This window comes from Marinobacter alexandrii, from assembly GCA_039984955.1.
GTDB lineage: Bacteria > Bacteroidota > Bacteroidia > Cytophagales > Cyclobacteriaceae > Ekhidna.
In genome coordinates this window covers 1,754,646-1,774,724 of record JBDWTN010000007.1, presented here as the reverse complement: position 1 = coordinate 1,774,724, position 20,079 = coordinate 1,754,646, and the positions used below count along the sequence as shown (strand labels likewise).

At 38.4% G+C, this 20,079-nt stretch carries 19 protein-coding genes; 6 read left to right on the top strand and 13 right to left on the bottom strand.

The window, feature by feature from the left end; genetic code table 11:
• The 3 genes from ABJQ32_14160 to ABJQ32_14150 are packed head-to-tail and all read right to left on the bottom strand — an operon-like array spanning position 1 to position 4,096.
• The gene (locus ABJQ32_14160; protein ID MEP5290790.1) at positions 1-1,563 is read right to left on the bottom strand and encodes a DUF5723 family protein; all 1,563 of its coding nucleotides are present in this window, start codon (positions 1,561-1,563) and stop codon (positions 1-3) included.
• Positions 1,564-3,168, bottom strand: coding sequence for a hypothetical protein (locus ABJQ32_14155; protein MEP5290789.1), 1,605 nt, complete (start codon positions 3,166-3,168; stop codon positions 1,564-1,566).
• A 28-nt stretch (positions 3,169-3,196) separates the two neighbouring features.
• Positions 3,197-4,096, bottom strand: a complete 900-nt coding sequence (locus ABJQ32_14150) for a pyridoxal-phosphate dependent enzyme (GenBank protein MEP5290788.1) — start codon at positions 4,094-4,096, stop codon at positions 3,197-3,199.
• A 17-nt stretch (positions 4,097-4,113) separates the two neighbouring features.
• On the opposite strand from ABJQ32_14150, the gene ABJQ32_14145 reads away from it, so the two are divergent.
• Positions 4,114-5,139, top strand: a complete 1,026-nt coding sequence (locus ABJQ32_14145) for an RluA family pseudouridine synthase (protein MEP5290787.1) — start codon at positions 4,114-4,116, stop codon at positions 5,137-5,139.
• A 152-nt stretch (positions 5,140-5,291) separates the two neighbouring features.
• Here ABJQ32_14145 and ABJQ32_14140 read toward each other — a convergent pair whose 3' ends face one another.
• The 5 genes from ABJQ32_14140 to recJ form a co-directional block, all read right to left on the bottom strand.
• Positions 5,292-6,878 (bottom strand): SulP family inorganic anion transporter, encoded by a 1,587-nt coding sequence (locus tag ABJQ32_14140; protein ID MEP5290786.1) that lies wholly within the window; start codon positions 6,876-6,878, stop codon positions 5,292-5,294.
• Positions 6,879-6,923: 45 nt separating this feature from the next.
• The gene (locus ABJQ32_14135; GenBank protein MEP5290785.1) at positions 6,924-7,214 is read right to left on the bottom strand and encodes a hypothetical protein; all 291 of its coding nucleotides are present in this window, start codon (positions 7,212-7,214) and stop codon (positions 6,924-6,926) included.
• Positions 7,215-7,305: 91 nt separating this feature from the next.
• Complete coding sequence (locus ABJQ32_14130; GenBank protein ID MEP5290784.1) at positions 7,306-8,799, bottom strand: GH3 auxin-responsive promoter family protein; 1,494 nt, start codon at positions 8,797-8,799, stop codon at positions 7,306-7,308.
• A gap of 41 nt (positions 8,800-8,840) precedes the next feature.
• Positions 8,841-9,572 (bottom strand): LPS export ABC transporter ATP-binding protein, encoded by a 732-nt coding sequence (lptB, locus tag ABJQ32_14125; GenBank protein ID MEP5290783.1) that lies wholly within the window; start codon positions 9,570-9,572, stop codon positions 8,841-8,843.
• A 14-nt stretch (positions 9,573-9,586) separates the two neighbouring features.
• On the bottom strand, positions 9,587-11,284 hold the full coding sequence (recJ, locus tag ABJQ32_14120) for a single-stranded-DNA-specific exonuclease RecJ (GenBank protein MEP5290782.1): 1,698 nt from the start codon (positions 11,282-11,284) through the stop codon (positions 9,587-9,589).
• A gap of 89 nt (positions 11,285-11,373) precedes the next feature.
• On the opposite strand from recJ, the gene ABJQ32_14115 reads away from it, so the two are divergent.
• Genes ABJQ32_14115 through hemH form a run of 3 tightly spaced genes read left to right on the top strand, consistent with a single transcriptional unit; the run spans position 11,374 to position 13,638 of the window.
• On the top strand, positions 11,374-12,006 hold the full coding sequence (locus ABJQ32_14115; protein ID MEP5290781.1) for a hypothetical protein: 633 nt from the start codon (positions 11,374-11,376) through the stop codon (positions 12,004-12,006).
• A 26-nt stretch (positions 12,007-12,032) separates the two neighbouring features.
• On the top strand, positions 12,033-12,623 hold the full coding sequence (locus ABJQ32_14110; protein ID MEP5290780.1) for a VTT domain-containing protein: 591 nt from the start codon (positions 12,033-12,035) through the stop codon (positions 12,621-12,623).
• 4 nt (positions 12,624-12,627) lie between these two features.
• Positions 12,628-13,638, top strand: a complete 1,011-nt coding sequence (gene hemH / locus ABJQ32_14105) for a ferrochelatase (protein ID MEP5290779.1) — start codon at positions 12,628-12,630, stop codon at positions 13,636-13,638.
• Here the strand turns inward: hemH and ABJQ32_14100 are convergent.
• From ABJQ32_14100 to ABJQ32_14085, 4 genes are all read right to left on the bottom strand, one after another.
• Positions 13,635-14,090 (bottom strand): hypothetical protein, encoded by a 456-nt coding sequence (locus tag ABJQ32_14100; protein MEP5290778.1) that lies wholly within the window; start codon positions 14,088-14,090, stop codon positions 13,635-13,637. The genes hemH and ABJQ32_14100 overlap by 4 nt on opposite strands.
• A complete protein-coding gene (locus tag ABJQ32_14095) occupies positions 14,087-15,232 on the bottom strand; it encodes a cysteine desulfurase family protein (GenBank protein ID MEP5290777.1) in 1,146 nt (381 codons plus the stop codon). Before ABJQ32_14095 ends, ABJQ32_14100 begins: the two co-directional genes overlap by 4 nt.
• A 12-nt stretch (positions 15,233-15,244) precedes the next feature.
• Positions 15,245-16,627 carry a phosphoglucosamine mutase gene (gene glmM, locus ABJQ32_14090; protein MEP5290776.1) on the bottom strand — a complete coding sequence of 461 codons (1,383 nt, stop codon included), beginning with the start codon at positions 16,625-16,627 and terminating at the stop codon, positions 15,245-15,247.
• 76 nt (positions 16,628-16,703) lie between these two features.
• On the bottom strand, positions 16,704-16,931 hold the full coding sequence (locus ABJQ32_14085) for a hypothetical protein (GenBank protein ID MEP5290775.1): 228 nt from the start codon (positions 16,929-16,931) through the stop codon (positions 16,704-16,706).
• A gap of 81 nt (positions 16,932-17,012) precedes the next feature.
• On the opposite strand from ABJQ32_14085, the gene mazG reads away from it, so the two are divergent.
• Positions 17,013-17,807, top strand: a complete 795-nt coding sequence (mazG, locus tag ABJQ32_14080) for a nucleoside triphosphate pyrophosphohydrolase (protein MEP5290774.1) — start codon at positions 17,013-17,015, stop codon at positions 17,805-17,807.
• A 58-nt stretch (positions 17,808-17,865) separates the two neighbouring features.
• On the top strand, positions 17,866-18,321 hold the full coding sequence (locus tag ABJQ32_14075) for a hypothetical protein (protein MEP5290773.1): 456 nt from the start codon (positions 17,866-17,868) through the stop codon (positions 18,319-18,321).
• Positions 18,322-18,488: 167 nt separating this feature from the next.
• Here ABJQ32_14075 and cysS read toward each other — a convergent pair whose 3' ends face one another.
• Complete coding sequence (cysS, locus tag ABJQ32_14070) at positions 18,489-19,973, bottom strand: cysteine--tRNA ligase (protein ID MEP5290772.1); 1,485 nt, start codon at positions 19,971-19,973, stop codon at positions 18,489-18,491.
• Positions 19,974-20,079 lie beyond the last annotated feature (106 nt).

Here is a 20,079-nt window from a genome sequence, read left to right as displayed (position 1 = left end):
CTATTCTGAGCCGTTGGTATTTTTCTTGCCACTTCTACCATTCAAGCTTTTCTTTTTAACGTCACCATTTCGTTTTGTTCTTCTGCTTTTAAGCTCCCTAGGTTTTTGACGTTTTATGATAGAATAAATGCCGTCACGTTTTTTGGTTTTTACTTTCTTGCCCAAGAAGACATTTGTATCCAATCCTCTTGCTCCTGCTATTTTACTTCGTGATAATCCACTTGGAGATTCCTTGCCTCCACCAAGTTGCCCGAAGGCGAAATTCATTCCAAAACGGAAATCAATGGCTTTAGCATCTGGTACTGAGAAGTTGACAATCTGATCTGCTGCCATATACATCTGAACAGGACCAGCTTTGGCCGTTAGTGCTGCTCCAACATTAAAGAATTGTTGAGGAAGTTTTGTAGCACTTGCAGATGCGGTAAATGCCCTGCCAAATTTATATGTGACTCCACCTCCATACATCATCTTAAATTGTCTTTGGACCAGTCGTGTTCCAGCTGTAACATAGAAATCCATGTTTGGACTGTAATGATAGATCCAACTACCATGCGCTCTTATGGGTAGCCAGTTTCGATACGCTTCGCTATTCTCAGTAGTCTCAAACTTACTGAAGAGCGAATCCTCAAGTGTCTGCCGAATATTACCAAGGTCAGCTAAGCTAACACCGCTGTAATTGAAAGTGGTATCACCTAGAGCGTAGTTATTTATATTTTCTTTCCAGTTGATAAATCCTAAGTCTACGATGGCTCCAGTGAGGGTATAATACCGATTCAATTTATATGTTCCTCCAAGGTCTATAGCAAAACCTGTATTGCCATTCATGATCAAATGAGAGCTTAGATCACTGCTCGTAAAACCATCTTCTTGTTGGTAAATGTCAAGTCCAGAAGTTCTTAATGAAGCATTTTTCCAATCCGCATCAATCTGGTATGCTTCCCCATTTGTGGTAAGTGAAGCTTTGAAGTTGCCTGGTGTGCTAATGTTGCCAAATCCGACAAGAAATTTTGCCCGTATTCCAACAGTTAATTGATCGCTTACTGGAGCAGCTATCCCTAAACCGAATTCCCTGAAATGAGTAGCCCGTACTCCAAACTTAGAGACCACTACTTCATCATTCAGATAATTATTATTGCCATTCCAAACATAGTCAACCATTTCTTTTGGATAAAGAAAATCACCTTCAATACGTTCATTAGCAGTAAAACTGACAAGAGGCCCAGAATCAAGACGATAGCCAATATGTAAAAGATTCACATTAGCTTGAATACTCAATAAGTTTTGATTTTGTAATTCTCCGAGTATTTTGTCAATATTTATTGTCGTTTGATTCGCCTCTTTAGTAAAAGCCTCATTGTAGCTTACTTTATTGTTTACGTGGACGTGGACACCAGATAAAATGGGGAGCCCTACAAACCATCGCCCTTCAGGTATAAGAGAGGGGTTTAATAGATTATTCTGAAAAGTAGCATTGCCCAAGTGTTGAAATGAAACACTTGTCTGAGCTTTAACTAAGGTCAGGCTGATCAAGAAGAATATTATTGCGGCTAGGTATTTCTTCATCTATAATTCAAGATTAAACTTGCCACCTATTCCAACTTTTAATTCAAGTGTGTAATCGGCCAGAACCTTCACGTATATTTCTCTTGAAGTCTGACTTACAGGAGTATTGAGAGTCAAAGTAATTTTAACATGAGACGCAATTGCCAAAGCATCTACACCCTCTTGAGATAATGGGATATCCGCTGTGCTTCCTCCTGGATCTGTAACTACTCCTTGTATATTGATAAGAGGAGCTTTTAAAATAATATTGTCTGCTGCGATGTAGAGTGTGGTACTGTCAGCATCTTGAATCTCCAAGGTAGCCGTCCCTGAAAAAGGCAGCTCATTGATTGTTACGACTCTGATAAATGCAGAGTCAATGTTTTCGAGATCTACACCCCCATCTAAACTAAAGAAGCCCGACTCTTGGAAATTTTCTAGCTGAATTTCCATGGGAACCTCCAATTGCACATTGGCGGTTAGTTGACTTTCTGCATGAAGATAGTTAAGTGCTGTTACGTCATCTGGATTTGAACGACCTATCACATCGAACAAAAGTCTTTCTGGAGACGAGCCGAATAGTTGGATGATATTAGAATTAGTATTATTTATTTCAATAATTGATTGCACCGTCTCTCCAGTGGCGTCTCTTGTAGGAGTATTAACATCGGATCCATCTATTTGTCGAGGGTTTCGTACAATGTCACCCGTAAGAAACGTTTGATTTCCTTCAGCATCTTGGCCTGATAATCCAGAAAAATCAACTTCTACAGGAACACCAAATGAATTTCTAAAATCAAAGGTCAAGCTGGGGTTTCCAAAAGTAATTCCTTCTCTAGCAGCTTGGCTAAAAAAATCTATTTCGATTGATTGATCTCCAACCTGAACTGTATCCTGTCCAAACTTTCCATAGATCAAGCTAAAAGTTTGATTTCCATAAGTAAGATCGAAAGATAGGTCATCAGTAGGATCCATCATATCTCCTGTAGCAAGTGTAACTTCAACATCAAAAATGATGATGTATCTATTATCACCACTCATGTCTGTCAATGAAGTTTTGTAGTCCTCTAACGAGGCAGATTGTGTATCAGAGCCAACACCTGCAGGAATACTGCCGCCTAAGCTTATGGGAGTGCCATTATCTACGCGTGTAGTATTAGAAATAGTAAAGTTATAGTCAACAGTTCCGTTTATCGATGAATTTGTAGTGATGGTAAGATCGCCACTTTCATAAAACACAGAGTCCAACTGCTCACCATTTTGTGGATCATATAGAGACACGAATGTTTCTCCAAAGTTTATAGTAATGGGGCCGTTTGCTGTTGGCACAGAAGATATACTCCCACTTTCTGTGATATCATTGATTTGAATGAAGTCGTCAGGAGCGTTATAGGTAATTGTATCAAAGTATTGAAGTGTAAACAGAGATGTACTGTCCTCCAACAAATCCAGAGAATCCCCAGTTTGCTTAGTCAATATATCCCTCATGAGGTAAGTAGTTTCCCCAAGAGGGAAGCTAAATACACCAGTGATGGGCTGTACCTCTATATTGTCAAAATCTAGTTCGTTGACATTGCACGAAGCAAAGAGAGATACGGTAATAATAATGCACACAAATTTTTTCACCGCCGACAAATTGATCTAAAGTTAAGTCTTATTGAATAATATTTTCATTTTTTCGATTAAACCCTGATATACTCTGCAAACCGCCAGTATGTAATAGGACTATTTTAAGATTTTTCTCAAATTTACCTTTTTTAATCATATCCCAAACGCCAAAAAAAGACTTCCCGGTATAAATGGGGTCTAAGGGGATGTTGAATTTTTCTTTAAACCAGTTGATAAAATCGATTAATTCGGAAGTTGTTTTACCATACCCACCAAAATGATAATCAGTTGATAGTTGGTAATTAGATCTGTCAATGGAATTTTTTTTCAGTAAGTCAGCAATTTCCTTGTGCATAAAAGAACCCTTCAAGGAACTTATTCCAAGAATTTTTTCGGATGAGGAAGAAGCTAAAAGACCAGCAAAAGTTCCACCTGTTCCAATTGGAGTTGCAAGCACATCAAATTCTATTTCAATCTCTTCCAAGATTTCCTTTGTTCCTTTAATTGCTAGGTCATTAGTTCCCCCCTCAGGTAAAAAGTAATAGTCTGGATATTTATCGGTAAGCAATGAGGGCTTCTCTCTTATGTCTTTAAAATTTTGTCGGCTTATAAATTCAAGCGTCATTCCGTTTTTAGATGCCAGTTCGAGTGTTGTATTACTTTTTGTATTTAACTCTTCGCCTCTAATAACCCCAATAGCTTCAAATGCATAAATTTTGGCTGCCGCTGCAGTTGCTGCAATATGATTGCTAAATGCACCCCCCATTGTGATTAGGGTTTTCTTTCCTTCCTGTCGCATAGCTTCAATGTTATAATTCAATTTTCTCCATTTGTTGCCCATGATTTCTGGATGGATCAGGTCGTCACGCTTTACAAATAAGCGGATGTGCTTTTCTCTAAGTAAAGGGTGAATGATTTCTTGTGTTGGTGTAGGAAGTGCAACCATACTTTAAATTTACATCCATGACAGACGAACGCAGTGAAATCGAGGGGGACTTATATGAACATCATCATATCAAAGTGGATGCTGGTCAGGATTTACTGCGAATCGACAAATTCTTGATGGATAGATTGCCAAATGTCACACGTAATAAGGTGCAATCAGGGATAAGAGAGGGATTTGTCAAGGTCAATGAAGCTGAGATAAAGCCGAATTATAAAGTACATCCAGGAGACGAAATATCTGTTATGCTACCGGAACCTCCCAGAGATGAAGATTTGGTTCCCGAGGATATTCCATTAAATATCATGATGGAGGATGAGCACCTGTTAGTGGTTAATAAGCCAGCAGGTATGGTGGTACATCCGGCTTATCAAAACTGGTCAGGTACTCTAGTAAATGCCCTTGCATTTCATTTCCAAAACTTACCTGAAATGAAAGGAAATGATGGTAGGCCTGGTTTGGTTCATCGAATTGATAAGGACACTTCTGGTCTTTTAGTGATAGCTAAGACCGAACAGGCGATGAATGGCTTAGCAAAGCAATTTTTTGATCATTCAATCGAGCGTACGTACTATGCTTTGGTTTGGGGAGTACCAGAAGAAGCACAAGGAACTATAGATGTAAATGTTGGGCGTAGCTTAAAGGATAGGAGGATAACTAGTGCGTTTCCTGAAGGTGATTTCGGCAAGCATGCTGTTACCCATTACAAATTACTGGAAGATCTTAGATATGTATCACTTTTAAAATGCAATCTGGAAACGGGAAGAACCCATCAAATACGGGCTCACATGAGATTTGTAGGGCATCCTCTCTTCAATGATGCTACTTATGGAGGAAATGAGGTCGTAAAGGGAACAGTATTCACTAAATACAAACAGTTTGTTCAGAACTGTTTCAAGGTTATACCTCGACAAGCCCTTCATGCGAAAACATTGGGATTCGTTCATCCTGTAACCAAAAAACAAGTTTTTGTAGACTCGGACCTTCCCGAAGATTTTTCATTGGTGCTAGAAAAATGGAAGCATTACATTGATCATATAGACTAAAAGGGGCTGTCTCAAAAGTCGTCATCGTAAAGGAATCGAAGCGATCTCATGTTGAAAAATCTCTTCTCTCATTTAAGAGAAAGCTTCACTTCGACTGCCTGCCGCAGGCAGGTTCGCTATGACGTTCATAAGGTTTTAAGACAGCCATTTTATTAGAAATCCTTTGTTACGTTCTTTAGCTTTTGTACTGGATTTTCATGCTCCTTATCCATTCCAATGATTTCCAACTTAATCTTTCTGTACTCAGCATTTTTCCGGAAGTCTTGAAGAATCTCAAGTATATCTGGATGGATAAAATGAGATCTGGACGCATCAATGACAATATCAGATTCATCTGGCAGATGAGAAAGGGTTTCAATTATGCTTGCCTTGTTTAGAAAGGTGAGGTTTTCTGATAATTCCAATTTCAGCTTAGTTATCCCATTTTCTTCTACTGTCTGAAGTGCGTATGGTTTTTTGAAATTATTATACAAAACTTGGAAAATACCTACTGCTAGCCCCATTAGAATTCCAATCAAGAGATCAGTAAATATGATTCCAAGCAATGTGACCATAAACGGGATAAACTCTGACTTTCCAGCGAAATACATTTTTCTAAATAAAGAAGGCTTGGCAAGTTTGTAACCTACCACAATTAAAATCGCGGCTAGACTTGAAAGCGGTATTAAGTTCAATATGTTTGGTATGAATATGGCTGATATCAAGAGAAGTAAGCCGTGAAATATGGCTGATATCTTGGTTTTTCCACCTGATTGTATATTGGCAGAGCTACGTACAATTACCTGTGTGATTGGTAGTCCACCAATCATTCCTGAGAAAATATTACCAGCTCCTTGAGCAATGAGCTCTCTGTTAGTCGGAGTAATTCTTTTTTGTGGATCTAGCTTGTCTGTTGCTTCAACACACAATAGCGTCTCGAGAGATCCTACTACCGCAATCGTTCCGCCAAGTAGAAGTACATCTTTTCTTAGCAACGCTGAAGGATCAAAAAAGGTAAATTGATTGATAAATTCATTCAAAGATCCTGCAACTGGTAGGCTTACCATGTGAGTCTCATCGATATATAGTGAAGAACCCTTGAATAGGATATTTGCTATTATACCTGTGATTACAACAATAAGCGGCCCTTGAATTACTTTGAAAATCTTGATTCGTTTCATGAATGGAGATTCCCAAAGAATTAAAATAATCATTGAGATAACAAAAATGATCAAAGCTCCTTCTTGGATATAGTCAAGCATTTTATAGAGCTCTGAAAATGTATTTTCCCCATCCGGTTGAAAAAACTCAAGATCACCCTCTGGATCAGCATCATATCCTACAGCATGAGGTATTTGTTTTAGAAAGATGATAATTCCAATGGCGGAAAGCATCCCTTTTATCACAGAGGAGGGGAAGTAATAACCTATAATACCTGCCTTAGAAAGTCCTAAGATGATTTGAATAATACCACTAATAACTACAGCAGCTAGAAAAATAGGAAATGATTCTAAGTCTTGAATAGCGCCTAAAACGATGACTGCTAAACCTGCAGCTGGCCCACTGACTCCTACGGATGAGCCGCTAATCATCCCCACGATAATTCCTCCGATAATTCCGGATATAACCCCGGCGAATAGCGGTGCTCCTGAGGCAAGTGCTATTCCCAAACAAAGTGGAACAGCTACTAAGAATACCACCACACTGGCAGATAGATCAGATTTAAAATTGCTGAATAGACCGGTCTTATTTAAGTCCATAATTTAAGTTGTGTTGAGTAAAGAATAATTGAGGAACGGATTAACTCAACACAGTTTAGGCGGGGGTGTTTGGAAGTCTAAAGAAGGTGTATTCCAATACCAGTCTTTATAGCTAGTGATTTTTGCTAACTGGGGCATGATTTCTATTTCTTGTAAATACAGATACCTATTACTTGCATGCTTTTCCTTGCCTTTTTCACTACCCTCTTCATGCTCTATTTCTGTATCCGCTTCAATAGAAATTACATCTTGGTTTATGACAGATACTGAAATTTCAGCCATCATAGAAAAACAGAGAACAAAAACTAAAATACGTGTGAAAAATATGTTTTTCATCTTCCCTAGTAACTCCAATTGATTTCTCAAAGTTTCACGAATCAATTTATAGATTAAAGATAATAGTCAAGATCGAGGGTGCTGAGATTTTTTATGATGAGTGGGTTCTGTATCCGACTAATTCATCCAAATATTCTCGATTATTTGCTAGCCTTGGAACTTTATGTTGCCCCCCTAACTTGCCTCTGTTCTTCATCCATTCATAAAATGACCCTTTTGGTACTACATGGATTACAGGCTCCTGCAGCGCGATATCTTTGTATCTTTTGGCATCATAGTCAGAATTTATTTCTCTGAGATGCTCATCAAGAAGTTTTTTAAAGCGAGTCAAATCGTTTGGTTCATGCGTAAACTCAATGACCCATTCATGTCCACCCTTTTGACCTTCTTCCAGATAAATAGGGCCTGCAGTAAAATTGTCTATTGTAGCATGGGTCTTTTTGCATGCTTCAGCGATTGCTGATTCTGCATTTTCAATGATCAGCTCTTCTCCAAAAGCATTGATGAAATGTTTAGTCCTACCGGAGATTTTTATACGATAAGGGTTGATGCTGGTAAAAGTGACTGTATCTCCAATTCGATACCTCCAAAGCCCGGCATTTGTGGTGATAATAATTGCATAGTTCTTTCCAACTTCAACTTCATCGAGTGTAAGCGTTTTTGGATTCTTTTGATCAAGCTCACTAAAAGGGACAAATTCATAAAAAATGCCATAGTCTAGCATAAGGAGCATATCCTTACTATCAGTTTGATCTTGAATCCCAAAAAATCCTTCGGACGCATTATATGTCTCCATATATCTCATCTTTTTGGACGGAATTAGTTTTTTGAAAAGCTCTTCATAAGGGGTGAATGAAACAGCTCCATGAAAAAACACCTCGAGATTAGGCCAGATATCAAGAATATTATTGACCTTATTTCTTTCGATCATCTTTTCTAGAAGAACGATCATCCAGGTTGGCACACCAGATATGTTCGTAACATTTTCAGAGGAGGTAATATCAACCATTTTATCAATCTTCCCTTCCCATTCATCCATTAAAGCGATATCCAAGCTGGGTGTTCGCACCATCTGCGCCCACCAGGGTAAATTCTTTAGAAGAACTGCTGAAACATCTCCATAATATGAATTAGCATTCTCATCAAATTGATTCAATTGATGGCTACCACCAATAACTAACCCCTTTCCTGCAAACATCTTTGCATCCGGATAATTATTGAAGTAGATGCTTAAAAGGTCTTTTCCGCCTTTATAATGACAATCATCCAGTGCTTCTTGGGATACCGGAATAAACTTACTTCGTGCATTGGTTGTACCAGAGGATTTTGCAAACCATCGCACCTCTGACGGCCATAGCACGTTTTGCTCTCCTTTCATTAATCTTTCGATAAAAGGAAAGAGCTCTTCGTAATTTACGATGGGTACCTTGCTTTTGAAGTGCTCGTAATTTTCGATCGTTTTAAAACCATATTGCTTTCCGTAGGCAGTTTTAGAAGATTTTTTTACAAGGTCTTCCAAAAGCTCGTTCTGAACTTCGTGTGGGTATTTCATGAAAAGCTCGATCTGATGAATTCGCTTCTTCATTACCCATGATAATATGGAGTTCAGAATTTCCATGGCTTAGTCTAGATCTTTCTTTTTAATTCAAAGTGTTTACCAAGATAGACTTTTCTTACTTGTTCATCATTGGCCAATTCTTCAGCCGTACCCGCTTTGAGCAACTTACCCTCAAACATCAAGTAAGCTCTATCTGTAATTGATAAAGTCTCGTTCACATTGTGATCTGTAATCAGTATGCCAATATTCTTGTTTTTTAATTGTGCCACGATTGTTTGAATCTCCTCTACTGCAATCGGGTCCACTCCTGCAAACGGCTCATCTAGCAATACAAAGTTTGGATTTACTGCAAGTGCTCTGGCAATCTCTGTTCTTCTTCTCTCTCCTCCTGAGAGGACCTGTCCCAGATTTTTTCTCACGTGGGTAAGGCTAAATTCTTCAAGTAAACTTTCACACTTTTCCTTCTGTTCCTGCTTACTCTTTCCAGTCATTTCTAAAACAGCCAGGATATTGTCTTCCACGCTTAGTTTTCTGAAGACTGAAGCTTCTTGGGCCAGATACCCAATTCCTCTTTTAGCACGCTGATACATAGGTAAATCAGTGATGTCTTCCTGATCAAGAAAGATATGACCCTCATTAGGCTTGACCAAGCCCACTATCATATAAAAAGATGTTGTTTTCCCTGCTCCATTTGGCCCTAGGAGACCCACAATCTCACCAGTTTTTACCGTAACGGAAATATCATTTACAACTTTCCTTTTTTTGTACTTCTTGATTAAATGTTCTGCGCGTAATTCCATAAAAGAGTTGCAATTTATGCATCAAATCTTACATCCCTCAGGTTTAGGATGAGTGACTTATTGCCTAGGTAATTATTTTCTTCCAAATGATAGGCGATATGAAATGGGCATCCAACAGCAATTGAATCCATTTTATCGGCCATTCCAAACCCGATAAACTCAAAAAGCTTTGTGCTGTTCTCTTCACGAACAGATCCTTTAATGTGTTTATCCTTTATCAGCTTTGGTTTAGCATCGACAATTACATTTTTTGTGCCAAAAACAGGAGCCATATTCTTTGGGCCGAATGGCGCCATTTGATTCATGATGTTGTAAGTCTTATAATTGATAGCAGACAGAGGAATTTCGGTATCTATCTCAACCTTTGGTATTAACTGTTCTGGAAGAATTTTTTGACTTACCACATCCTCGAACTTTTCAACAAATCTTTCAAGGTTTTCTAATGGTAGCGTCAATCCGGCAGCATGGGTGTGACCCCCAAATTGTTCTAATAAATCGGAGCACTCTGAAATAGCTGAATGCACATCAAATCCATCAACTGATCGAGCTGATCCAGTTGCTTTACCTTTTGATTCTGTAAGAATAATTGTAGGACGATGATAATGCTCAATGCATCTGGATGCTACTATACCTATTACACCTTTATGCCAATCTTCTTTAAATAAAACGGTAGATTTTTGATCTGACTTAAGTTTAGAAATCATCTCTAAAGCTTCTGCGGTAATGTTTTGGTCAAACTCTCTTCTTTCCTGATTTCTGCTGTTTAAGTTATCCGCAAAAGCAGATGTTTCGGAGCTATCACCTATGAGTAGATTCACGGATTCTTTGGCGTGAGTTAATCTTCCTGCGGCATTGATTCTTGGGCCTATTGAGAAGACTACATCTGAAATGGAGAATTCTTTTTTCTTACCACTAATCTCGATAAGAGATTTGAGTCCGGCAGAAGGGGAATGGTTCAATTTTTTTAGCCCATAATGTGCTAGAATTCTATTTTCTTCAACAATCGGAACAATGTCGCATCCAATACTCACGGCTACCAGATCAAGAAGCTCAAATAGTTTTTCTTTTTCAATGGTATTCTGTTGGCAGAACCCTTCTAATAACTTAAACCCAACACCACATCCGGAAAGATCTTTAAACGGGTATTTACAGGCTTTCTGTTTTGGATCTAGGATAGCGAACGCATTTGGCAATTCTTTTCCTGGGATGTGATGATCACAAATGATAAGGTCCACTCCAGCATCTTGTGCTTGAGAAGCACGGTCAATTGCTCTAATACCACAATCAAGCGCTATGATTAATGAAAAACTATTATCAATGGCATGTTTAATCCCTTTTTCAGAAATGCCATATCCTTCAGAATAACGATCTGGAATATAAAATTCAATGGTATCATTAAACTGCTTCAAAAATAGATACACTAGACTAACAGAAGTGGTGCCATCTACATCGTAATCTCCGTAAATGAGAATCTTCTCTTCATTGAATACAGCATCGGTCAGTCGGTTGACTGCCTTGTCCATATTGAGCATTAAAAAGGGATCATTCAATTTTGAAAGTGATGGACGGAAAAATTCCTTTGCCTCTTCGAAAGTCTTGACTCCTCGTTGAATCAGTATTTTTGATAAGTACTCATTGATGTTAATTTCTTTGCTGAGCTTTTCGACTATTTCACTTTCGGGCTCCCCCTTATGTACCCATCTTTTTTCCACGGGTTGAAGATATAAAATCAAAAGGCAAAATAGATGGGTTTGTCGTATATGATGTTGAATGTTTATTTTGTGATCTTTACAGGAATGAGATGAGGATAGCACTCAACGAAATATGGAATTTTTTAAAGATGGTCAACAGCAAGGAGCAAGGCTGGTCTTATGCTCTATGCGCTGGAGGAGTCAGAGTTGATTCTATCACAACAGAAACCATGTTGGCTTTAAAGGATGATGAAACTTACGATACAGAGCTTTTACCATCCATTTTTACCTTCCGAGAAATTTTATGGCAACCAGATATATTTACGGATGCGAGTATGAGTATTCCATCACTCCGGATTTTGAGAGCTTTTTGTGATGAGGCATGCACGGAACTAGAGGAAAGTCAAGCGGATGTAGGCATGATCTACATCCCATTAATTAAAGGAATAGGAAAGTGCTGCGGAAAAGCGATGGAAGCATTGGAGAAGGAAAAAGCAGATGTGAAAAAAATACTTGGAGACTTCCGAACATGCGCTTTTCCTGTGATCAAGTTCTTTATCTATCATCCAAAAAATCGGATGGACTACTTCCAAGATGCTCAAAATCGCCTCAATTATGCTGTAAAAATTATGCTAACTCAATTCTATGGTAGATACACTGAATTAGAAGACCCGTATTGGAAAGTATCGTTCTCTAAAACAAAAGCAAAAAAAGATACCGAATCATCCATCGAGGAACAATAATTTAGCATTTCCAGTTTAGCTTCAACATGACTCCAAAAACCGAAAAAGAACTTCCAGATAGGAGAAGGTTTCTGATAAAGAATCTGCTAAGAGGATTCTTGTGGTTAGCTGTTATCGTCATCGCGTTTATTTATGCTAGAAAGAATTATGATTTCACGTTAGAGACGGTATTAGGACCCGTTTATGACCAGCCAACCATAGTCTACTTATTTTTTCTGGCCTCAGAAGTCATCTTTGGAATTATACCTCCGGAGTTTTTCATGATCTGGTCTTTAAGAAGTGAAGTCCTTTCAACCTACATCAACAATATAATTGCGCTTTCTACTATTTCTTACATGGCAGGAATCATTGGTTTTGGAATTGGAGCTTACCTTAAAAACACCCAATTCTATAGAGCTATGAAGCGACGGGTTTTTGGAAAATTTGAAAAACATCTAAATAACTATGGAGGTTTTCTTGTAGTTGTTGCTGCGCTTACTCCATTACCATTTTCCGGTATTGCAATGCTTGTAGGTTCAGTGCATTATTCATTTAAAAAATATTTATGGTTTTCATTATTCCGATTTCTAAGATTCTTAGTGTATGGAATTGTGATCTGGGAAGCCAATATCTTCTAATTATATGACTAAAAAGAGAGGCGTTTTACTTGTAAACCTGGGGACACCAGATTCTACCGCTGTTCCGGATGTGAGGAAATATCTACGTGAGTTTCTGATGGATAAAAGAGTGATTGATATTCCTTTCCTTAACCGATGGATGTTAGTTAACTTGATCATTGCACCTTTAAGAGCTCCCAAATCAGCTAAAGAGTATGAGCGATTGTTTGATGAAAAAGGCTCCCCACTCAAATATTTTGGTTTTGAGGTGCTTGATAAACTTATAGAAAAGGTTGATAATTCTTATCAAATAGAACTTGCTATGCGATATCAAAGCCCTTCCATTCAGGAAGGATTGGATAAGTTGAAAGATTGCGCTTCTATTCATGTGATCCCATTGTTCCCTCAATATGCTTCGGCAAGTACTGGGTCTGTTCAAGATAAGGTAATGGAAATTGTGAAGGATTGGCAAATCATTCCGGATATTAGTTTTACTTCTCAATTCTTTGAGGAAGAATTGTTTTTGGAAACGATAGCCGATAATGCTAAGAAAATGATGGCAAAAAAGGAATATGATCACTTTCTATTTAGCTATCATGGAATTCCAGAAAGGCAGATCATAAAAGGATCGGTTGATAATCATTGTCAGCTTGGGACTTGTTGCGATTCTCTAACGGATAAGAATCGCTACTGCTACAGGGCGCAATGCTATGCTACAACGAGACTGCTTGTTAAAAAACTAGGTTTGAAAGAGGGGGAATACACCGTAAGTTTCCAATCACGTTTGGGTAAGACTCCATGGATCAAACCTTACACTGATGAAGTATTAGAAGACCTGGCTGACAATGGGAAAAAGAAAGTGCTCGCTTTCTCTCCTTCATTCATTTCTGATTGTTTAGAAACGACAGTAGAAGTGGGCGAAACGTATCAAGAAGATTTTATAAAAGCTGGAGGGGAGCAATGGGACCTGGTGCCAAGTCTCAACATTGAAGATAAATGGGTGGAATGCTTAAAGGGAATGGTTGAAAGAGCTTAAATCAGAAACTCATCATCCTCGTCATCCCAGTTAAATTCAAAGTTGGCCGTTTTACTCTCTACCCTTTGCATGTTCCAGTATAGCACGATCCATAAGGAACAGAAAATCACGATGATACTTAATATAAAAAGTGTACCTCCATCATCATTGATGATAAAGCCAAGTTTAGTGAAGTGCAAAAAATTAGCAGCACTGATTATACTCAGAGAAATAATCGCGCCGATGATATAAAAGTTGGTAATTAAAAATAAAGTCGATATCAACTCGATAGTGCCAATTAAATACCTTCCCCAAGGCTCCATATTAAGCTGGGTAAAGATCATGACACTTTCTTGCGCACCACTGAATTTAAATGGAAGGGTTTGTGCTAAAATGATGACAACAATAACTCTGGGAATGATGTGAATCAAATCCCTCGTTTTAAATCCTTGTCCTATCAATTGTACTTTCATGCAGAAGTAGTCTCAGGTTGATATAGCTTGATTAGCTTCTCAACTGCATAATCTACTTCCTCTAAGGTATTGTATTTACTGAAAGAAAATCGAATAGCTCCTCTATTTTGATTTCTATTTAGCTCCGCCAAGACATGTGATCCTATACTGGACCCACTGCTACAAGCACTTCCACCGGAAGCAGAAATCCCCTCGATATCAAGATTGAAGAGTAGCATGTCGTTATCATCGCTTGGAGGCAGGCAAACATTTAGAACAGTGTAAAGACTCTTATCCATTTCATCAGAGACACCATTGAAAGCTACGTCATCAATGGTAGATTTCAACCTCTCTATCATATGGGCCTTTAATCCTTCAATATGATTTCTGTGAGCTTCCATGTCATCATAGGCTATTTCCATGGCTTTAGCCAACCCCACGATTCCGTAGACATTTTCTGTACCGCCTCGCATGTTTCGCTCTTGAGCTCCTCCATGAATAAATGGATGAATTTTATTTTCATGATTGATATACAAAAAACCAATGCCTTTTGGACCATGAAATTTGTGAGCTGAACCTACAGCAAAATCCAGATTAAGCTTTGACATATCATGGGCATAATGAGCCATGCTTTGTACTGTGTCTGAATGGAAACAAGCATCATGCGCTCTACAAAGTTCTCCAACACGCTCAATATCAAGTAAATTTCCTATCTCGTTATTGGCGTGCATTAAAGTCACCAATGTATGAGGGTTGTCTTTTAGCAAAACTTCAAGGTGATCATAGTTGACCTGACCTTTATTGTTTAATTCCACATAACTAACCTTGATACCTCTTTTTTCCAGCGACTCTACTGTGTGTAAGACCGCATGATGCTCAATTTTACTGGTAATGATATGCTTAATTCCCTTTTCGCTTACAGTGCACCGAATGGCCGTATTGTCAGCTTCTGTTCCTCCTGATGTAAAAAATATTTCCGCGGGAGCGGCATTCAATAATTCTGCTACTTTTTTCCTGGACCGTTCTATCGCTGTTCGTACTTGTCTGCCATGCGAGTGGATAGATGATGGATTACCAAAATGTTCTAACATATAAGGTTTCATCGCCTCAAATACATCTATGTCGATGGGCGTAGTAGCGGCATTGTCAAAGTAAACTTTCATACTTACAGATATTTATCCGGAAATAACTTCCTTAATGTCCATGATCAGCTTTTTTGCTAAATGTTCAGCAGTATTCTGACTTTCGGACTCTGCAAAAATACGAATTATAGGTTCAGTATTCGACTTTCTTAACTGTACCCACTCGCTATCAAACTCAATCTTGACACCATCGATCGTATTTATAGGCTGACCTTTATATTTTTCCTTAATGGCCTCTAGTACACCGTCTACATTGATATCAGGCGTAAGCTCAATTTTATTTTTGGAAATATGATAGTTAGGATAAGTAGCCCTTAGCATTGAGGCACTTTTACCAAACTTGGCAAGATGAGTCAGGAATAATGCTATCCCAGCCAGTGCATCTCGGCCATAATGAAGATCGGGAACGATTACTCCCCCGTTTCCTTCACCACCAATCACGGCGTTTGTTTCTTTCATTTTTGCTACTACATGCACCTCACCCACAGCGGATGAATTGTATTCACATCCATGTTTTTCTGTGATGTCTTTAAGTGCGCGGGTAGAAGAAAGATTAGACACAGTGTTACCTTTTTTCTGTGATAGAATATAATCCGCGACTGCTACAAGGGTATACTCTTCACCAAATGGCTCACCATTTTCACAAATTAGTGCGAGACGGTCCACATCAGGATCTACGACTACTCCTAAATCATAATTACCATCCTCCAGTTCACCACATATCTTTCGAAGATTTTCGGGTAGGGGTTCAGGGTTATGAGGGAAATTACCTGTCGGATCACAGTATAATTCCTTTACCTCAACACCCATTTGTCTTAGAAGAGGGACAATAGAAACTCCTCCTGTACTATTGACAGCATCGACAATCACCTTAAACCCTGCAGCTTTAATAGCTTCTACATCTACTAAAGGATGTTTAACAACCTGTTCAATATGATAATCAATGTAAAAATCATTGGTGGTGAATTCACCAATCTTTGGTGTGGTAGCAAACTCTATATCTTTTGATTCAGAGAGATCTAATACTCTTTTTCCTTCTTCGGCTGAAATGAATTCTCCTTTGTCATTTAATAACTTCAAAGCATTCCACCCGGCAGGGTTGTGACTTGCTGTAAGAATGATTCCGCCTTGAGCTTTTTCAGCCATTACAGCCATCTCCACGGTAGGGGTGGTGCTCAATCCTAGATCTACAACATCGATCCCTTGATTTATGAGTGTGTTAGCAACCAATTGTGTGAAGGATGCACCCGAAGGTCTGGCATCTCTTCCAATAATAACTTTTGCTTTTTTATGAGTCTCTTTCAGCCAAGCTCCATAGCCGGCAGAAAATTTAACTACATCTAATGGGGATAGATTATCTCCAGCTTTTCCTCCTATCGTACCACGCAGGCCGGATATTGATTTAATTAATGTCAAAGTCTTCTAAATTTTTAGCGGTGCGCAAATATAGAAATGTAGTTAGAAGTAAAAAGTCTAAAGCGTAAAGACTGTACTAGAATTTAGCTAACACTTTATTTACTTCCGAATCAGAGTTTCCACAGTCTTGACCAGGAGTAACCGTTTTACCACAAAACCCACAGGACGCACCTTCTTTATTGAGGTAAGGGTTCTGAGAAGCACATGTCCCCTTAAATTCTCCGTCTTTTTTTAACAAAATGCGGATAGACAGTCCCACAAAAAATAAAGCGAATATTCCGATTCCTAATAATACTACCTGCATTCGTTCAGATTTTGATACAAAATTAGCCAATTTGCGGCTGTAGTCTGTCAACAAAACAGACGACTTTAGAATTCCATTTTTATGTCAAAAAAATCATTATCCTCTTTAGATCCGAATCGAAAAGTAAAGCTCGAAGCTTTTGATCGTCTGCTGACCATTATGGACGAGCTAAGAGAAAATTGCCCGTGGGATAAAAAACAGACAATGGAAACCTTGCGCCACTTGACGATAGAAGAGACCTATGAGCTTTCGGACGCTATTATCGAGAATGATCTAGAGGAAGTTAAAAATGAGCTAGGCGATTTGATGCTTCATCTAGTATTTTATTCACGGATAGGTGATGAGAAGCAATCGTTTGATGTATCCGATGTGTTGAATTCTGTATGTGAAAAGCTGATAAGAAGACATCCGCATATTTATGGAGATATAAATGCCGAGGATGAAGAAACGGTAAAAGCAAACTGGGAGAAGATTAAATTGAATGAAAAAGGCAATCAATCGGTGCTTGGTGGAGTGCCAAAGTCATTGCCTGCACTGGTCAAAGCCATGCGTATCCAAGAGAAAGCAAGAGGAGTGGGATTTGATTGGGACAACCAAGATCAAGTATGGGAAAAAGTGCAAGAGGAGATAGAAGAGTTTAAAGAGGAGACTGAAAAAGAGAAACAAGCAGAAGAGTTTGGTGATCTTTTGTTTTCACTGATTAATTATGCCCGTTTTGTTGATATCAATCCAGAAGACGCTTTAGAACGTACCAATAAGAAATTCATCAAGCGCTTTCAATACCTGGAATCAGAATCCAAGAAAGAGGGTAAAACCATTGGAGAGATGACATTGGAAGAAATGGATGCGTATTGGGAGAAGGCTAAGGAGATTTGAGGATTTAAAATTGCGATTTTTTTGATACCTTACGTTATCAACAATTAATTAAAAAGCTATGAGCAAAATCGCTATTTATTCGTTAATTGTATTCATTATTAGTTGTTCTTCATGTACTGATAACTCTGAAGTAACTGAGAATTTTCAGCTAGGTGATATTGAGATCCTAATAGATGATCTGTTTGAGAATGGAGTTGTTCTGGGCAATTTGGATAACTCTAAAAGTCTTAATGAAGCTTTTAAGAATCTTTACTTAGAAATTGATTTAATGAAGGAAGAGAATAATGAAATTGAAGAAGTCGTTGTATTTATAATAAATAATGAAAACAACATCGTTCTAGAAGGATATCAGGCGATATCTAAAACTAATGAAGTTTTAATTTTTGAACATGTAAATAAATCTAAAGGGGCAAGAATTTTGGAACCGATACCTGCTGCTGGTTGTCCAAGTGGATATGAAGATTTGGGGAGTTGTAGCAATTTGGAGATACATCCGGTTGTATTGGAGATTTAGTTCATGACTATTATCAAATACTTTGCATGGCCCTGGAGATTGTTCACAAACTCGAGTTACAATAGGAACATTAAGTACCCAAGTTTGCTGAAGTACATGTTAATTGGAAATAATTTGTATGACTGGATTATTACTAATCCAGTTTTACTTTAAATCATCAAATCAAACTATTCCTCAAACGCCCATTCAATCTTATCCTTCATATCTTTCACTACTATACCTTCAGCTTTTAGTTCTGCCCTCAGTTTATCCACTCGATCAAAGTCTCGATTAAACTTCGCGTCTTTATACTCACCTAAGATTGTATCTACTAGATTTTTATAATCCACATCAGCTTCTACTTTTAGGCCTAGCACATCCTCTGCGAATCCTAAGAATGTTTCTTTCATTCTTAGGAATGTTTCTTCTCCAATTTCTCCGAATTTAAGCTGTCCTGTATGAAGAGAGTTGATCTTCTTTACTAAGTTGAACAAATGACCTATGGTCAAGGCAGTATTGAAATCATCATTCATGGCATAGTAAAGGTTGTCTAACATCTTAATGATCTGTTCTACCTGTTTTTCATTAACTATGCCATCATCTTTCTTCCATTCCATTTCTTGCATGGTCCTCATGCCATTTGCTAAGCGAACATATCCCTTTCGAGCAGCCTCTAAAGCTTCATTAGAAAAATCCAAAGTACTGGCGTAATGTGATTGCATCATGAAGAAACGAATAGTCATTGGGCTGTATCCTCTTTCAAGGAGCTCATGGTCACCGGAAATCAACTCTCTTGGTAAGAATGAATTTCCAAGCGATTTACTCATCTTCTGCCCATTCACGGTAAGCATATTCGTGTGTAGCCAGTATTTGGCTCCACCATGCCCGTGAGAACCTGCATTCTGGGCTATCTCACATTCATGATGTGGGAATTTTAAATCCATTCCACCACCATGGATATCGAATTCTTCACCTAAGTATTTTGTGCTCATCACTGAGCATTCCAGATGCCAGCCAGGAAAGCCATCACTCCATTCGGTTTTCCATCGCATGATATGTTCAGGAGCGGCTTTTTTCCAAAGTGCAAAATCCAATGGACTTCTTTTGTCACCGCCCCCATCCAAGTCACGTGTCTCAGTGAGCAAGTCTTCAATCTTTCTTCCGCTTAATATCCCATATGAATTATCATTTTCCCTATGATATTTCTCTACATCGAAGTAGACAGACCCATTGGATTCGTATGCGTATCCATTTTCGATCAATTTCTTTGTCATCTCAATCTGCTCCATCAAATGACCAATTGCTGATGGTTCGATATCGGGTGGTATTGCATTAAACTCCAGCATGACATCACGAAAATCATTTGCATACATCTGCACAATTTCCATGGGTTCAAGCTTATCCAGTTTGGCCTTCTTTGAGATTTTATCTTCGCCAGTATCAGAAAGATGTCCTACATCGGTGATGTTGCGAACATAGCGCACTTTATAATCAAGGAAGCGTAGGTACCTATTTACCACATCAAAACTCAAAAATGTTCGAACATTTCCAAGGTGTACGTTGCTGTAAACCGTTGGGCCACACACATACATACCTACATATGGGGGGTTCAATGGGTTAAACTCCTCCTTCTGTCGAGTAAGTGAATTAAAGATTTTGAGTTTGCCTATCATCTGCGAATTTTGAGGGACAAAGAAAGGTATTTATCGAAAAATTATTGTGATGGTTGATGAATCCTTTTTAACTGCAATTAATTCACCTTTATCTGCAAAAACAGAT

Bases quoted from the DNA above. Each gene is read 5' to 3' on its own strand.
- ABJQ32_14160 (MEP5290790.1), bottom strand. From the start codon at position 1,563: ATGAAGAAATACCTAGCCGCAATAATATTCTTCTTGATCAGCCTGACC.
- ABJQ32_14150 (MEP5290788.1), bottom strand. From the start codon at position 4,096: ATGGTTGCACTTCCTACACCAACACAAGAAATCATTCACCCTTTACTT.
- ABJQ32_14145 (MEP5290787.1), top strand. From the start codon at position 4,114: ATGACAGACGAACGCAGTGAAATCGAGGGGGACTTATATGAACATCAT.
- ABJQ32_14140 (MEP5290786.1), bottom strand. From the start codon at position 6,878: ATGGACTTAAATAAGACCGGTCTATTCAGCAATTTTAAATCTGATCTA.
- ABJQ32_14135 (MEP5290785.1), bottom strand. From the start codon at position 7,214: ATGAAAAACATATTTTTCACACGTATTTTAGTTTTTGTTCTCTGTTTT.
- ABJQ32_14130 (MEP5290784.1), bottom strand. From the start codon at position 8,799: ATGAAGAAGCGAATTCATCAGATCGAGCTTTTCATGAAATACCCACAC.
- lptB (MEP5290783.1), bottom strand. From the start codon at position 9,572: ATGGAATTACGCGCAGAACATTTAATCAAGAAGTACAAAAAAAGGAAA.
- ABJQ32_14115 (MEP5290781.1), top strand. From the start codon at position 11,374: ATGAGGATAGCACTCAACGAAATATGGAATTTTTTAAAGATGGTCAAC.
- ABJQ32_14110 (MEP5290780.1), top strand. From the start codon at position 12,033: ATGACTCCAAAAACCGAAAAAGAACTTCCAGATAGGAGAAGGTTTCTG.
- hemH (MEP5290779.1), top strand. From the start codon at position 12,628: ATGACTAAAAAGAGAGGCGTTTTACTTGTAAACCTGGGGACACCAGAT.
- ABJQ32_14100 (MEP5290778.1), bottom strand. From the start codon at position 14,090: ATGAAAGTACAATTGATAGGACAAGGATTTAAAACGAGGGATTTGATT.
- ABJQ32_14095 (MEP5290777.1), bottom strand. From the start codon at position 15,232: ATGAAAGTTTACTTTGACAATGCCGCTACTACGCCCATCGACATAGAT.
- ABJQ32_14085 (MEP5290775.1), bottom strand. From the start codon at position 16,931: ATGCAGGTAGTATTATTAGGAATCGGAATATTCGCTTTATTTTTTGTG.
- mazG (MEP5290774.1), top strand. From the start codon at position 17,013: ATGTCAAAAAAATCATTATCCTCTTTAGATCCGAATCGAAAAGTAAAG.
- ABJQ32_14075 (MEP5290773.1), top strand. From the start codon at position 17,866: ATGAGCAAAATCGCTATTTATTCGTTAATTGTATTCATTATTAGTTGT.
- cysS (MEP5290772.1), bottom strand. From the start codon at position 19,973: ATGATAGGCAAACTCAAAATCTTTAATTCACTTACTCGACAGAAGGAG.